15 protein-coding genes are annotated in these 14,922 nt (G+C 37.6%); 12 read left to right on the forward strand and 3 right to left on the reverse strand.

Annotated features, from left to right (window positions below; genetic code table 11):
* Both BDR01S_RS26115 and BDR01S_RS22645 read right to left on the reverse strand, forming a co-directional pair.
* Nucleotides 1–194, reverse strand: a 194-nt coding sequence (locus BDR01S_RS26115; RefSeq protein ID WP_218007892.1) for a hypothetical protein, incomplete at its 3' end; no start/stop codon positions are given.
* Nucleotides 195–232: 38 nt separating this feature from the next.
* Complete coding sequence (locus BDR01S_RS22645) at nt 233–541, reverse strand: hypothetical protein (protein ID WP_066256214.1); 309 nt, start codon at nt 539–541, stop codon at nt 233–235.
* A 337-nt stretch (nt 542–878) separates the two neighbouring features.
* Here BDR01S_RS22645 and BDR01S_RS22650 point away from each other — a divergent pair, with 337 nt between their 5' ends.
* From BDR01S_RS22650 to BDR01S_RS22665, 3 genes are all read left to right on the forward strand, one after another.
* Nucleotides 879–1,769 (forward strand): DUF1835 domain-containing protein, encoded by an 891-nt coding sequence (locus BDR01S_RS22650; RefSeq protein ID WP_066256210.1) that lies wholly within the window; start codon nt 879–881, stop codon nt 1,767–1,769.
* 306 nt (nt 1,770–2,075) lie between these two features.
* Nucleotides 2,076–3,536 (forward strand): SSO2105 N-terminal domain-containing protein, encoded by a 1,461-nt coding sequence (locus tag BDR01S_RS22660; protein ID WP_066256204.1) that lies wholly within the window; start codon nt 2,076–2,078, stop codon nt 3,534–3,536.
* Nucleotides 3,537–4,022: 486 nt separating this feature from the next.
* Nucleotides 4,023–4,367, forward strand: coding sequence for a lmo0954 family membrane protein (locus BDR01S_RS22665; RefSeq protein ID WP_066256199.1), 345 nt, complete (start codon nt 4,023–4,025; stop codon nt 4,365–4,367).
* Nucleotides 4,368–4,459: 92 nt separating this feature from the next.
* Here BDR01S_RS22665 and BDR01S_RS22670 read toward each other — a convergent pair whose 3' ends face one another.
* Nucleotides 4,460–5,437 carry a ring-cleaving dioxygenase gene (locus BDR01S_RS22670; RefSeq protein ID WP_066256195.1) on the reverse strand — a complete coding sequence of 326 codons (978 nt, stop codon included), beginning with the start codon at nt 5,435–5,437 and terminating at the stop codon, nt 4,460–4,462.
* Nucleotides 5,438–5,790: 353 nt separating this feature from the next.
* On the opposite strand from BDR01S_RS22670, the gene BDR01S_RS22675 reads away from it, so the two are divergent.
* The 9 genes from BDR01S_RS22675 (at nt 5,791) to BDR01S_RS22715 (ending at nt 14,822) form a co-directional block, all read left to right on the forward strand.
* Nucleotides 5,791–6,513 carry an amino acid ABC transporter ATP-binding protein gene (locus BDR01S_RS22675; protein ID WP_066256192.1) on the forward strand — a complete coding sequence of 241 codons (723 nt, stop codon included), beginning with the start codon at nt 5,791–5,793 and terminating at the stop codon, nt 6,511–6,513.
* A 20-nt stretch (nt 6,514–6,533) separates the two neighbouring features.
* Complete coding sequence (locus BDR01S_RS22680; RefSeq protein ID WP_066256189.1) at nt 6,534–7,313, forward strand: ABC transporter substrate-binding protein; 780 nt, start codon at nt 6,534–6,536, stop codon at nt 7,311–7,313.
* A 57-nt stretch (nt 7,314–7,370) separates the two neighbouring features.
* Nucleotides 7,371–8,027, forward strand: coding sequence for an amino acid ABC transporter permease (locus BDR01S_RS22685; protein ID WP_066260145.1), 657 nt, complete (start codon nt 7,371–7,373; stop codon nt 8,025–8,027).
* A 211-nt stretch (nt 8,028–8,238) separates the two neighbouring features.
* Nucleotides 8,239–9,471 carry a DUF438 domain-containing protein gene (locus tag BDR01S_RS22690; protein WP_066256187.1) on the forward strand — a complete coding sequence of 411 codons (1,233 nt, stop codon included), beginning with the start codon at nt 8,239–8,241 and terminating at the stop codon, nt 9,469–9,471.
* A 271-nt stretch (nt 9,472–9,742) separates the two neighbouring features.
* Nucleotides 9,743–10,936 (forward strand): glucose-1-phosphate adenylyltransferase, encoded by a 1,194-nt coding sequence (locus BDR01S_RS22695; RefSeq protein WP_066256184.1) that lies wholly within the window; start codon nt 9,743–9,745, stop codon nt 10,934–10,936.
* A gap of 133 nt (nt 10,937–11,069) precedes the next feature.
* Nucleotides 11,070–11,861 (forward strand): HAD family hydrolase, encoded by a 792-nt coding sequence (locus tag BDR01S_RS22700; RefSeq protein WP_066256179.1) that lies wholly within the window; start codon nt 11,070–11,072, stop codon nt 11,859–11,861.
* A 165-nt stretch (nt 11,862–12,026) separates the two neighbouring features.
* Entirely contained in the window at nt 12,027–12,713 is a 687-nt protein-coding gene (locus BDR01S_RS22705) for a LytA/YqiH family protein (RefSeq protein WP_066256177.1), read from the forward strand.
* 362 nt (nt 12,714–13,075) lie between these two features.
* A complete protein-coding gene (gene brnQ, locus BDR01S_RS22710; RefSeq protein ID WP_066256175.1) occupies nt 13,076–14,455 on the forward strand; it encodes a branched-chain amino acid transport system II carrier protein in 1,380 nt (459 codons plus the stop codon).
* A 166-nt stretch (nt 14,456–14,621) separates the two neighbouring features.
* Entirely contained in the window at nt 14,622–14,822 is a 201-nt protein-coding gene (locus tag BDR01S_RS22715; RefSeq protein ID WP_007083691.1) for a cold-shock protein, read from the forward strand.
* The last annotated feature ends 100 nt before the right edge of the window (nt 14,823–14,922 follow it).

The following is a 14,922-nucleotide window of genomic DNA, read 5'->3' on the forward strand; positions in this document are numbered from 1 at the left end:
TTCTCAGCGCCAATGGTAGTTGGGACACGCGTCCCTGTGAGAGTAGGACGTTGCCAGGCAAGAAAAGGACAATCTGAAAAAGGTTGTCCTTTTTGTATACGCAGATTTTGTATGTAATTCACTGTGGTTTTTAATTGTGCCCATGGGAGAGGAAAAAAGCTTGCACTGGTCACAAAAAAAGGCAATGATTTCAAAGAATCATCGCCCTATTCCACTCCCAAAACATCAAAAACTACCGCTTCAGTCTTCTTAATACCTTATCTTCAAAATCTGATCGATCTATATCCAATCCCAAAATTTCATTTCTAAACGTTTTGAAGCGTCCATTTTCGACTTCCAGGGTGAAATATCCTCTTTCGCTTAAAAGGTTAATGTCACCAATGATATTTTTCCGTAATACAGGATCAAATAAATTCACTAATTTAGGGTTACTTGGATGGGGTTTGAACACGCATCCTTGTTCCACACATAACCTTACAATGTTTTGGACCTTGGGATGGGCAATACTTTCGATTTTTTTGTTTACTCCGGTACTATACATATTCAATCGTCTCCTTTCCCGTCTTAAAACGATATGCATTTGTATAACTTATTATGCTTACACCTAACCTAGCAACATATTATTCTATGCAAATATGAAAAAAATATAAATATGTAAAGCAATTTATTTTTATGAAAAGGCGAAATCGAGTTAAGTAGGTTGTATTAATTGAGATATAGGATACTTAAATTCCCGTGCTCTTCCGTGATAAAATTGGTTTTATACTGGATAAAAGACGATAAAAGTGCTAGTAATAGGTGTAACAGCAAGCAAATTCCCGGGGAGCGGATATTATGGTGTCAGGCACCAACAAAGTGACTAGAAATGAGGTTTTTTCATGATTCACATTGCAAATGGAGATGTGGTGGGCAGCAAGATTAGAAATCTTCCAGGAGCTGTTCTTGTTTGGCGCGAAATGTATGATTTTGGTCCGCTATCTGAAGATATTTCAGAGGACAATTGGATTAAACGTCGAGCCGACTTTTTTGAAAAAAAATTAGCAATTCCTTCTAGTTTATTTATTAAGAATTGTGAAGACCAAATTCGATATCTTGATGAAACCCCAAGAGTGACAGAGCTTGTACTCTGGTTTGAGCACGATCGATATGATCAAACGATGTTAATGTATTTGCTAAATGTTTTATCAAAAAAAGAGTTTAAGAACCTATCCATGGTGACAATTAATGAGTATCAAGGAATAGAACCGTTTTATGGACTTGGGCAATTATCTATTCAACAATTAGAAGAACTTTATGATAATAAGAAACAATCAATAACAGATGAGCAAATAAAAGAAGCTATTACAGGCTGGAGAGCATATACATCCGAGAATCCCACGGAGATTGAAAAATGGATGGCTTCATCGCAAGAAAAATTACCTTTTTTAAAAAAAGCATTACAATCTCACTTAAGCTACTTTCCTTCTATACATACGGGGCTAAATGAAGTAGAAACTTTAGTAGTAAACTATCTTGATAAAAATACATGCTCATTTGGGGATTTGTTTCATTTTATTACTTACCATAGAACTAACGATGGAATAAGTGATCTTTATTTTGCTGCCATGCTAAATGAGATGATGAATGGAGCGTATCCATTGTTGGAAAGTGATTATCCACTACCTAACTACCTTAATCCTACCCCCATATCCAAGCTTAAGTTAACATCCTATGGTTTAGCAATCTTAGGTAAACAAAAGGGATGGTTTGATCGTATGGAACGTGATTGATGGTACTAATAGTTATTGGAAAAACATTCCAAAATATAATAAATTTTACAATAAATATTATGGAAATAATCTTGATAAATAGTATGATAGACATAGAGGTGATCTCCTATGTCTATTTTTTTATCACAGAAACAGGCACGAGATTTTTTAAAATTTTACTCGCACAACCATATTGCGCTGGAAAGAACAAGGCGATATTAAGGTTTATAAAGCAAGTGGAGGCCATCTTTTTCTGCTAGATTATATGGAAAAAGAGGTTCAAAAAAAATAAAAGGACGCTTTCAGAGCTAGAAAGAGAGGGCCAAGATGTCAAAGAAAGAGAATGAACAGGCGATAACTTATACGGGCATTATTCTAAATCCATGTATGAATGAGTCGATGATCCTGGACGAAATCATGCGTAAGTTTCAATCTGCGAAACGTTTTTTGCGTGAGCGCATCTTTGATGGACTGAACCGAAAGCAAGCAGTAGCTAAAGCAAAACCACTCTTTTTGAATAACTCTCGCTATATGAGGGATGCTTTTCTTGAAGCAGAAAGTTCAATTTCTTCCCAAAAGGAACTGTTGCCTTTGTATATTGAGCAATATAAAACCTCGATAAAAAAAATCGAAAAGAAAATAGAAAAACTTCAAAAATCCACCCTGTCAAATAAAGAAGATCTTATTTTGAATAAGCAGTCCCGGATTAAGAAGTTATCCAAGAAAATGAACTACTATCAATACCACATTGAAAACGGCAGTGTTCCTAAAGTGGTTGATGGAACGAAGAAAAGGCTAGCCCTTTTAAATAAACATAAAATTACGAAGCAAGAGTGGATGGATTCACGAACCAACGCCCTTTTTTCACGCGGTGAGGTCTCCAAAGGCGGAAATGAAAATATTAAATTAAGCTATTTACAAGACCGTTCCGTAGAGATGGACGTGTTAAATCCTTTATCCTCCAAAAGAAATGACCGTTTATGTTTTATCGTTCAATTCCCCGAAAAATACATCATGTCGATTCATACCAACCTTTCAAGTGGAAAAGCCTATAGTGTTCGAATCTTACGAGAAGACGGAAAATATTATGTTCATCTAACCTTCATTCAAAAGTTAAATACCTCTTATAACTTCTCAAATGGCTGTGCAGGTATTGATATCAACCCAGACAATTTAGCCGTCACCATCGTCCATCCCAACGGAAATTTCCGTAAAAGTAAAGTATTTTGGATGAATGATGTCAATAGTGTTCCTGCTACTAAGCGCGATTGGATTTTAGGAAATGCGGTTACTTCAGCAATTAAGTGGGTTAAGTCGAATGGAATCGAAACTCTGGCCATCGAAGATTTACACTTCAAAAATGACTTAAGCAAAAATACAACATTCAACCGTAGGAGCAGTAACTTTGTTTATCGAAAGATTATTACAACTCTTATTTCAAAAGGTATAAAAGAAGAAGTATTTCTTGTGCACGTTCCCGCTTACTATACTTCATTAATTGGAAGAGTGAAATACCAAAAATCGTATGGACTTTCCATTCATCAAAGTGCTGCCCTCGTCTTAGCCCGGCGTTCCATGGGCTTTAAAGAAAAAATTCCACACCAGTTGATGTCAGTCCTTTTTGCTGAGGAAGCAAAAAAGGGACATCAGATAAGTGATTTATTTAAACATTGGAAGAAAGTGCAAGCATGGTTCTCTACCGTAAAAAATCAGGCGTATCAAAACCATGATAAGTATTTACATTGGTATATCGATGACTTTATTTATTATGCTTGGATACAAGGTTAGATTACTGTCACTTCAAGCCTTTATTTTAGTACGGACATTCATTTGAATGTGAAAATTCCTAAGGAAGGATTGCCGTAAGAGGATAAAGGTAGCTCGGGTAACTCCTGCCCTATGGTGTGCTCAGGAAAGAGACCGAAAGACATAGGTGTTCGTAAGAAGGCTAAACCCTAGACCAGCGAAGGGTTGGACAATATCTTTACTTGAGAATCTAAGGCAAATGTTACGATTTGTTACGATTTGAAGGAGCTGGGTTGGAGGTGTTTATCTTAAAGAGGATAATTGGGTTTCGGATGGTCATAAGCTTTTTATATATGCCGATTAACATGATAATTTCCAGAATTCCGGGTCAGTCCCCCACTACTAGGGTAGTGGGGGACTGACCTTTCTACGTCTTAGGACTGAGTTAAGAATCAAGCTTAAGCGCAATTATGTTATTTCAAGAAAAAAGGTAAAATGATATCAAGATAAACGAAGGAGGAAAACACAATGAAAAAACTCGGTTTACTAGTAGCTGGAGGAATTGCAGCCATCATCCTACTCATTACAATCGGTCCAATGGTCGCGCTGCTTGTTAGTCTAGTGCTTCTATATTTCATCTATAAACAGTTTTTAAAAGCAGAATCTACCGGTTGGAAGATTGGTATAGGGATTATTGGGGTGATTGTCCTCTTGGCATCACTTCACAATATTCCAGCAATCATCGGTGTTGGAGCTGCTTACGTGATCTATCTTGTCTATAAAAACTGGAATCGTAACAAGAAAGTGATTATAAAGAAAGAAACTGATCCATTCATCAATTTTGAAAAACAATGGAATGAATTAAATAAATAACTTAAAGGAAATAGAAAATTTTCTTGTTGAAATCAACAAAGAGCGTGGCCGAATGGCTACGCTCTTTTTGCAAAATATCTTTAAGTCAATGCTTATTCTTTGATAAATTCTTTTGTACTTCTGATGGTATCAATCGGACGAACTAATTTCTCGATTTGTTCCCGTTTTGGTTCTAAGAATGGTGGTAAAGATAATTTTTCGCCTAGAGTTTCGTAAGGCTCATCTCCCATAAATCCGGGTCCGTCTGTAGCAAACTCAAATAGAATTTGCGGTGCTACTCTTGTATAAAGTGATCCGAAAAAGTAGCGATCGACGAAGCCGGATGTTTGGAATCCGAAGCTTTCCATATGACCAATCCATTCTTCTAAAACAGAACGATCGTCGACACGGAATGCCGCATGATGGACCGTGCCAAAGCCTTGTCGCGCTTGAGGGAGAACCGCATTATATTCAACAACTACCTGAGCGCCATTACCGCCTTCACCCACCTCAAACAAATGAAACGATCCTTCTTTTGCAATTTCTTTAAATAGAAGAACTTTTTCCATCATTTCTTTAAAGTAATCAAAATTAGCGATACGCACAAAAATCGGTCCTAAGCCAGTAATCGCATAGTCTAATGGAATCGGTCCTTTTTGCCACGGAGTCCCTGCTGCCACCCCTTGATTATTTTCATCAGAAATCAATTGGTATTGCTGGTCATCAAAATCAACAAAGGAAAGTGTTTTTTTACCAAATTGTACTTTAATGCCCGTATGCTTAACGTCTAAACGATCAAAGCGTTTCACCCAATATTCGATCGCCGCATCAGTTGGGACACGGAAGGAAGTTTTTGAAATTTCGTTGGTACCATGAACCCCTTTAGGAATGCCGGGAAAATCGAAAAAAGTCATATCGGTCCCAGCGCTGCCAACATCATCGGCAAAAAATAAATGATAGGTTTGAATATCGTCTTGGTTAACGGTCTTCTTAACTAAGCGCATCCCTAATATATCCGTGAAAAATTCGTAGTTTTTTTCTGCACTGCTCGTAATGGCTGTTACGTGGTGCATACCTTTTAATCCATTCATTGTGTATCCTCCAATTGCCTTTAATGAAAACTTATATTTTTAAAAAGGCTTATTTTATAAGTATTTTCTAATTCATTATGAAATATTATCTTAAAACTATTTATCCTTAATTCGAGATAAATATATCATGAATTAAAGATGTTGTCAAAATTGTGACAGAGTTTAAGGCAATTAAGAATTAAGTGTTACTTTTTCTTGAAAAAAAGGTAGACATTACACTATGGTTTCTACCTTTTTCCAATAATAACCTCGATGAACGAATATATTCATTTCTCATTTAATAGGATTAACTATCAACAGGTTCTTATTTAACTTTTTGAAAATAACAATCTTGCCACAAAAAGGAGGGTGACATGATTCAGGTTAAAAACCTTGTTAAGTCATTCGGTTCAAACATTGTATTAAATGGCATTGATCTTTCTGTTGCTGAAAAAGAGGTAGTGGTCATTATTGGTGCAAGTGGTTCCGGAAAAAGTACGTTGCTCCGCTGTGTTAATTTTCTCGAGATGTTCGATCAGGGGGAAATTAGGTTAATAGGGAAAACGGTAATTCCAACGACTACCAATCTTAACAAAGTTCGTGAAGAAGTCGGGATGGTTTTTCAACAGTTTAACCTTTTTCCTCATATGAATGTACTCGAGAATGTAATGGAAGCACCATTACACGTTAAAAAGATGGACAAGGTTCAGGCCAAGGAAAAAGCCATGGTTTTACTCAAAAAAGTTGGATTAAATGATAAGGCATTGGCTTACCCAAAAAATCTTTCAGGCGGTCAAAAACAGCGCGTAGCAATTGCTCGTGCGCTTGCGATGGAACCACGGATTATGCTGTTTGATGAGCCGACCTCTGCACTGGACCCGGAGCTTGTCGGAGAAGTTCTCCAGGTTATGAAGCAGTTGGCACAAGAAGGTATGACGATGGTTGTGGTCACACATGAAATGGGCTTTGCTAGGGAAGTAGCTGATCGGGTGGTTTTTATGGGAGATGGAAAGATTTTAGAAGAGGCACCGCCAAACGAATTTTTTATCAATCCGCAAAATAACAAAGCAAAACAATTTTTAAACAGTATTCTTTAAAAATATGGAGGGTTACTATTATGAAAAAAAGTTGGCTTGCAGGACTGTTTGTTTCATTGTTCTTTGTTTCTATCGTTTTAACAGCGTGTGGTAGTACAGAAAAAAGCAATGGAAGTGACAAGAAGGAATTCAAATATGCGATGAGTGGGTTATATAAGCCGTTTAATTATAAAGACAATGGGAAGCTAGCTGGCTTCGATGTGGAAATTGGAGAAGCGCTGGCTAAGAAAATGGGAATGAAGCCCGTAGCGGTTACAAACCCTTGGGAAACACTTATTCAAGGATTGCAGGCAAAGAAATTTGATGCCATATTAGCAAGTATGACTGTTACAGATGAACGTAAAAAATCGGTGAATTTTACCGATACGTATTACCGGTCAGGTGCGCAGATATTTGTTTCAAAAGATAATCAATCGATTAAATCTGTTGCGGACCTGAAAGGGAAGAAGATCGGAGTTGTCAAGGCTAGCACCTACAAGGAACTGGCACTGCAAAACACGGATAAGGAAAATGTGACTGAATATGATAGTGACATTACGGCACTTATGGATCTTCCAACAGGAAGGTTAGATGCTGTTATTACAGACCAAATGGTAGGGCTTCCGATTATTAAGGACGGGGCAATAAAGATCAAGGATGTTGGCGAGCCGCTTTCACATGATGACCAGGCGATCGCTGTCAGAAAAGAAGATAAACAATTGCTCGATAAGTTAAATAAGGCCCTAGCTGAAATTATTAAGGACGGAACTTACGAGAAAATTAGTAACAAATGGTTTGGTCGCAGTATTTTAGGAGACTAGGAGTTTTAAAAGGGTGTCAGGCACCCTTTTGACTAAATAGTAGAGAGGGTGTTAATCATCGTTCAAATCTTCTTGGACACCTACGATATATTTATTTCCGCGGCGCTTCTTACCTTGAGGCTTACGATAACTTCACTTATTATTGGGTCTCTTATCGGACTCGTTGTGGCTTTTTTTAGGATTTCTACAAATAAATGGATATATAAACTTGCGACTATATATATTGAATTAATACGTGGTACACCTTTGATTGTGCAAATCGCTATCCTTTATTTTGGAATTGCTTCCGTTGTTACCTTTTCGCAATTCTGGGCAGGTGCTTTAGCTTTGGCCATTCATAACGGTGCTTACATCGCTGAAATTTTCCGCGGCTCCATTCAATCCATAGATAAGGGGCAGATGGAGGCAGCGCGGTCACTTGGTATGACCTATCCACTTGCCATGAGGAGAATAATATTACCACAGGCCTTCAAATTTTCTATTCCACCACTAGGCAATCAATTTATTATTGGGTTAAAGGATTCATCCTTAGTAGCGTATGTGGGGATGGCCGATTTATGGGGAACTGGTTTAAGTGAAGCGGCCTCGAATTATCGTCAATTAGATACCTATATGGTGGTAGGAATCTACTACTTAGCTCTCGTTCTGTTATTTTCATATTTGCTTAGAAAATTAGAAAGAAGGCTTGATATTGATTCAAAAGAAATTTCATGATGAAAACAATAAATAGGTCGGTCAGTGCAGAACAGGGTAGGTTCACCCCCTGTTCATTTTGTGTTTAAAAGAATAATCCTTCGTCCATAAAGTTTTCACAATTACCTTGTTACTAATGATGTTAATCACAAACAAACATTTTTGGAAGTGTTAAGTTATTAATGAGAATAAATATCAAAAGTATTTTGCAACAGTGAAGGAGAATCCTGATATGAGTGAATTTATTAATAACCGTGAACAACTAATTAGTGAAAATACAGAACGCTTAAGCATATTAAAGCAACTATTTGTTGATCTTCATAATGGAAGAAACTTGGATGAAGTAAAAGCTCATTTTGACGCGTTTATCGGGAAAATAACTGTCGATGAAATTACGCAGCTGCAGCATGATTTTGTAGAAGAGGGAAGTATAACTGCCGACGAACTCCAGCGAATCTACAAGCAGCATTCAGTTATTTTTCAAGGAACAATTAAAGAAGAAACCCATCAAAACGGAAGACCTGAAGACCAGCCAGGACATCCTGTTCATACTTTTATGCTCGAAAATCAAGAACTAGGTAAACTGTTAACAACCAGTCTTCAAGTGCATTTAGCGGAGTTTGTAATGGAAGATTCAACAGATAATATCTATAAATTAATCGAAGATATCAATCTTTTGCTTGATATTGACAAGCACTATAGCCGGAAAGAAAATTTGATTTTTCCCTATTTAGAAAAGTACGGGATTTACGGGCCAACAACAAATATGTGGCGCATCGATGATTTTATCCGAGATGCAATTAAGGATGGCAGACAAAAACTAACCCATTATCAGGGCGACAAACAGGCGGTCGTCGGGGTGCTTAATTATGTCATACAAGAAGTAGCCGGGATGATCTATAAAGAAGAAAACATTCTCTTCCCAATGGCATTAAAAAATTTAACCGAAGATGAATGGGTCAAAATTGCCCACGAAAGTGACGAAATTGGCTTTTGTTTAATCGTACCTGCCGTTGAATGGAAGCCTGAAAGAAAAGCATTAGAAGAAAAGGCCATTTCTGAAGGCTATATAAAGATGGAAACCGGCATTCTTTCTCTAAAACAGCTTGAATTGCTACTAAACCATTTACCGGTCGATATCACCTTCATCGACCAGGATGATGTGGTTCGCTATTTTTCACATGGAAAAGATAGGATTTTTGCCCGGACCAAAGCGATCATTGGCCGTACCGTCCAAAACTGTCATCCACCTAGAAGTGTTCATGTGGTAGAGGAATTGCTGGCAGACTTTAAGGCTGGCAAAAAAGAGAGTGAGGACTTCTGGATAAAGTTCAAGGATAAGTACGTATACATTCGCTATTTTGCGGTTCGCGATGAGAACGGGAAGTACATCGGAACTCTAGAATTTACTCAAGATATAAATCCAATCAAAGCGATTGAAGGGGAAAAACGGATATTAAATTAGCTCTAACCTATTAAAAACCTGCCATTTTAACGACGAGTACCATCGTCGAATAATGGCAGGTTTTTTTGATGAGAAAATGTTTCAAAAGGAGCTGCGACAAATGTTGTCAAATCTAGAGTTTGCCTACTTTTTGTGTCGATTAAAAACCTACTTGTTTTCACAAAGATGTAACAGGTTCACCGAAAAAATGGAAGAAATCGGAGATAATAAGAGTATAGGAAGTGTCAACGACTATTTCATTCGAATGACTAATTTTACGAGGAGGGAAACAATGAAAAAACAAAAATGGATTGCTTTGCTATTGGCTGGCGGAAGGGGAACAAGATTAAATCTGCTTACAAAATCAATAGTTAAACCCGCAGTCCCATTTGGCGGGAAATACAGGATCATTGATTTTGCCTTAAGTAACTGTAAGAATTCCGGAATTGAGACTGTAGGAATTTTAACGCAATATAGACCCTATGAATTGCACTCACACCTCGGGTCTTGCAGCTATTGGAACTTATATAATCGATATGGGGGGCTAACCATTTTGCCGCCCTTTCAGCGAAATAGCTCCGGGGTAGAATGGTACGAAGGGACTTCACATGCTGTCTTTCAAAATATTGAATTTATCGAACAGCAAAAGCCTGAGCATGTTCTCATTCTATCGGCTGATCAAATCTATAAAATGGATTATTCTTTAATGCTTGAGCAACATATTGAAACGAATGCAGACTGTACCATTGCCGTCGTTGAAGTTCCTTGGGAAGATGCCAGTCGCTTTGGCCTGATAAAAATGGATGAGGAAAGCTATAAAATTATCGGTTTTGAGGAAAAGCCGCAACATCCAACCACGAATGTAGCATCAATGGGTATTTATATTTTTAAATGGTCTGTTTTAAAGGACTACTTGCTACAAGACGAGGAAAAGGAATTGACACATCGAGACTTTGGTAAAGATATCATTCCTTCAATGCTAAAGGCAGGATTGGAATTATATGCCTATTATTTCAATAACTATTGGAAGGATGTCGGCACCGTTCATAGTTATTGGAATGCCAATTTAGACCTTTTGGATAAAGAAAGTAACATCTTCTTAAAGAATCCTGAATGGAGAATCCATACCGTCGAAAGTAATGCACCCCCGTTATTTCTGGATAAATCTGCAAAGGTCCATCATAGTTTATTGAGTGAAGGATGTGAAATATGTGGTACGATTGAAAATTCCGTCGTGTTTAACGGGGTGAAGATTGGTAAGGGGGCACGAATTAAGAACGCAGTCATCTTGCCCAATACCATTGTGGGAGAGAACGCATGGATTGAAAATGCCGTCATCGGAAGCCAAACGGTAGTTAAGAATGGGGTTATTATCGTCTCAAAAGATTCCAATGACCATTTAATGGTTGTCGGAAATAATGTAATCGTCGACCCAGAGCTACATGATTTTACATCGAGAAACAATGTATTAACCATTTCATCCTAAATGGAAGCGGTGCAAACTGCATTTTTTGGTGGTTCCTTCCCTAAAAAAATTATAAAAAATTCAGAATCATATATTTTCATTTTTTTAAATGGTAAACTAGTAAAAATATCTTTTATACAAGGGGAAGGTCACGATGATTAAAGCGATTTTTTTTGATTTAGATGATACACTGCTTTGGGATCAAAAGAGTGTGAAGGAAGCCTTTGTTGCCACATGTAAAGTGGCAGAGGAACGATACGGAGTTGACGCGGAACAACTAGAAGTTGCAGTTCGAGAAGCTGCTAGAAATCTATATACTTCCTATGAATTTTACCCGTTTACGCAAATGATTGGGATTAATCCGTTTGAGGGACTATGGGGTAATTTTTTAGATGATCATGATGATTTTAAAAAAATGAAGGAAATGGTCCCTGCCTACCGTAAAGATGCCTGGACGGCTGGATTGAAAGCAATGGGTGTCGATGACACAGATTTTGGATTGGAACTAGCAGAACGGTTTCCACAAGAGCGCAGGAAGCTGCCATTTGTCTATGAAGAATCCTTTAAAATTCTTGATCGGTTAAAAGAAGATTATCGGCTTTTGCTGTTAACCAATGGTTCACCAGATCTTCAAAAAACAAAACTAGACATCACGCCGGAACTCGTACCATATTTTAATCAAATTGTTATTTCAGGGGATTTTGGCAGAGGGAAGCCTGATCCAACCATTTTTGAACATGCCCTTGACCTTATGTCTGTGCAGAAGGATGAGGTCCTAATGGTAGGAGATAATCTGATGACAGATATTCTCGGCGCGAATCGAGCAGGAATCAAAACGGTTTGGATTAACCGTCATGACAAAGTTAGAAATGAAGTTATTCCTTCTTACGAGATTACTCATTTGGAAGAACTTTTTCCTTTATTAGAGGAATTAAAGTCGAATTAAGTAAAGTAGCCATAAATATAGGATGTTTCTATATTTATGGCTACTTTTTTCTGCAGAAAAGGGTCGGAAACAATTAATTATATAAAAGGTGTAACTTTGTTTCTCTTTTCGGCGACTATATGGCTAAGACCAACTAATTTCCTTTTGGAAAAGGGGCGGATGGAAATGCGAAACAATAAATGGGTACCTATTATTAGTTCAGCATTGGTGATTGGCCTTTTATCAGGCTGTGGTGGGGGTGCTGCTGCTCCAAAGGGTACCGCTGAAGGCACTAAGGAGGAATCTCCAACTAAGAACGAGATTGCGGCTAGCTTGCATGCCACGATTGAAACAAAAGCCGAGAATAATACAATGATTATCCATTACAAGGTTAAAAATCTATCAGGCAAAACACAAAAACTAACATTTTCTAGTGGATTAGAGGTTGATTATATTGTCTACGATTTACAAGGGAAAAAAGTAAAACAATATTCCGATGAAGTCATGTCAACGCAAGTGATGAAGGAAATAGAGTTAGATAGTAATCAAGAAATCGGAAAAGATTTTACGATTTCAGATCTTCCCAATGGCCGCTATAAAATAGAGGTATTCCTTACAGCAAAAGAAGAGGAGGCTAAAGTAGTGACCGACTTGATTGTTAATAATGCTTATAGCAAAGGAACCGGTGTACTCATTGGTCAAATAGATCCTCATACAATTGAAATCGATATGGAAGGAAAGAAGGTAGCCTTCCAGCTAACGGAGAATGCGATTAAGCAATTACCATTATTGAAGGAAGGCGAACAAGTTTCATTTTTATATAAGGAAAATGATGATGGGCAAAAGACGATTCAAAAGTTTGTTTTTGAATAGTAATCAATAAAATCAAAAGACCTTTGTTGAAACTGACAAAGGTCTTTTAGTTCATTTAATTTTGAGAAAAATCCCACGAGGTTATGTTCTCAGTCGGTCAATGGTTGCTCGCATTTAGTGAAATTTATTTTTCTAAAAAAGTATTATGATTAATAATGAAGAACATTTTTTTCACGACGTTTTGCAGAAAACTATATAAGATGGCACGGAAATGCTTCTTTATCCTTTTGGAATTATCTAACTAATCACAAAAATAAGTTGAATTTATTTCTATAGGATAGTATTATTATTATCAGAATATATCAAATATATTTTATAATATTTTAAATAATAAAAATTACATCAAGATAGGAGTAACTCACATGCAGAATAAATTACCATTTTCAAGGTATTTCGTTATAGGAGTAATGCTGTTCGCTTTGTTTTTCGGGGCAGGGAATTTAATTTTTCCGGCAGCACTTGGCCAAAATGCAGGATCCAACGTGTGGATGGCAGTAACCGGCTTTTTAATTACAGGAATAGGGTTGCCGTTCCTAGGGATCCTGGCGATGGGGTTATCGGGCAGCAAAAACTTAGAGGAGCTGGCTAGCAGGGTTCACCCGCTCTATGGGATTATCTTTACAGCACTTCTTTATTTGACGATTGGGCCATTTTTTGCGGCACCAAGGACGGGTGCAGTGGCCTATGATATTGGTATCGCACCGTTTGTTAATGAAGGGTATGGTCAAATTGGCCTAATTGTTTTCACCGCCTTGTTTTTTATTGTGACATTGTGGTTTTCATTAAACCCGGCCAAGCTTGTCGATCGTGTCGGGAAAATTCTTTCTCCAGCAATCATTGTGCTTATTTTTATATTATTAGTGATGGTAATTGTTAAACCACTTGGTTCGATTGAAGCTCCGCAAGAGGCTTATGCTAACGGGGCGTTCATGAAAGGCTTTATGGAAGGCTATAACACGATGGATGCACTTGCGTCGCTTGTATTTGGAATTATCGTTATCAATTCGATTCGTGCGATGGGGATAACTTCTACACGCGGGATCCTTATTGCATCTGCTAAATCTGGGCTGATTGCAACAATTTTTCTTGGAATCATCTATGTTGGCGTTGCATACTTAGGGGCGACGAGCACTGGCACATTCGGACTTTTTGATACGGGAGGTCCCGTCCTAGGGAAGGCATCTTTCTATTATTTTGGAACTGTTGGTACGGTTATGCTGTCCGTGATTATCCTTCTCGCTTGTCTTACAACGAGTATCGGTTTGATGACAGCCTGCGGTGAATACTTCCATACACTGGTTCCTAAAGTTAGTTACAAAATGTGGGTGCTTATATTTTCGCTTGTCTCGTTTGTAATCGCAAACTTTGGTTTATCAAATATCATTAATTATTCCATTCCTGTCTTAATGTTCCTTTATCCCTTGGCAGTTGCTTTGATGTTGTTGACATTTTTGTCGAAACTGTTTAACCATTCGCGATTAGTATATGTTGCTGCCATTTCTGTTACTTTTCTAATCAGTATTATCGATGGATTTAAAACCTTCTGCGACCTGATTGGAATGGAATATTTCGGGTGGCTTGCACCTATTGTTTCATTTTATGAACGAGTATTGCCTTTTTATAAAAATGGACTCGGCTGGCTGCTGCCGGTTTTGATTACAATCTTTATTACGGGAATATTTGCAAGTGTGCATAATTTCTCGGCAATACGAGTAAAGAACAAAACAGAAAGTGCCTTATAGGATTTTGTTCAAAAGAACTATTTGCAATTCTATAGATTATCTGTTATAGTAAAGAAGAATTATTTTTGTTAGTTGGTAGGATAATAAGTGCTAAACTTTCTGTCTTGAAGAACTGAGCAAGGATAGTAACACAATGTGTGCACAGCACACGAGGAGGAAACAACAAATGGAACAAGGTAAAGTGAAATGGTTTAACGCAGAAAAAGGATTCGGATTCATCGAACGCGAAGCAGGGGACGATGTATTCGTACATTTCTCAGCTATCCAAAGCGAAGGTTTCAAATCTTTAGACGAAGGTCAAGCTGTAACTTTTGAAGTAGAACAAGGTCAACGTGGACCCCAAGCTACTAACGTTCGTAAAGCATAATAAGAACCAAAATATAAAAGACTCTCTTATGGGAGTCTTTTTTTGTATCATTAAAATAAAAAACCTACTCAGTAAACGAGTAACGGGATTACTTGTGAGA

Source organism: Neobacillus drentensis NBRC 102427, from assembly GCF_001591445.1.
In the GTDB taxonomy this organism is placed as follows: Bacteria; Bacillota; Bacilli; order Bacillales; family Cytobacillaceae; genus Neobacillus; species Neobacillus drentensis.

Coding starts and splice junctions, on each gene's coding strand:
- BDR01S_RS22645 (WP_066256214.1), bottom strand. CDS start 541: ATGTATAGTACCGGAGTAAACAAAAAAATCGAAAGTATTGCCCATCCC.
- BDR01S_RS22650 (WP_066256210.1), top strand. CDS start 879: ATGATTCACATTGCAAATGGAGATGTGGTGGGCAGCAAGATTAGAAAT.
- BDR01S_RS22660 (WP_066256204.1), top strand. CDS start 2,076: ATGTCAAAGAAAGAGAATGAACAGGCGATAACTTATACGGGCATTATT.
- BDR01S_RS22665 (WP_066256199.1), top strand. CDS start 4,023: ATGAAAAAACTCGGTTTACTAGTAGCTGGAGGAATTGCAGCCATCATC.
- BDR01S_RS22670 (WP_066256195.1), bottom strand. CDS start 5,437: ATGAATGGATTAAAAGGTATGCACCACGTAACAGCCATTACGAGCAGT.
- BDR01S_RS22675 (WP_066256192.1), top strand. CDS start 5,791: ATGATTCAGGTTAAAAACCTTGTTAAGTCATTCGGTTCAAACATTGTA.
- BDR01S_RS22680 (WP_066256189.1), top strand. CDS start 6,534: ATGAAAAAAAGTTGGCTTGCAGGACTGTTTGTTTCATTGTTCTTTGTT.
- BDR01S_RS22690 (WP_066256187.1), top strand. CDS start 8,239: ATGAGTGAATTTATTAATAACCGTGAACAACTAATTAGTGAAAATACA.
- BDR01S_RS22695 (WP_066256184.1), top strand. CDS start 9,743: ATGAAAAAACAAAAATGGATTGCTTTGCTATTGGCTGGCGGAAGGGGA.
- BDR01S_RS22700 (WP_066256179.1), top strand. CDS start 11,070: ATGATTAAAGCGATTTTTTTTGATTTAGATGATACACTGCTTTGGGAT.
- BDR01S_RS22705 (WP_066256177.1), top strand. CDS start 12,027: ATGCGAAACAATAAATGGGTACCTATTATTAGTTCAGCATTGGTGATT.
- brnQ (WP_066256175.1), top strand. CDS start 13,076: ATGCAGAATAAATTACCATTTTCAAGGTATTTCGTTATAGGAGTAATG.
- BDR01S_RS22715 (WP_007083691.1), top strand. CDS start 14,622: ATGGAACAAGGTAAAGTGAAATGGTTTAACGCAGAAAAAGGATTCGGA.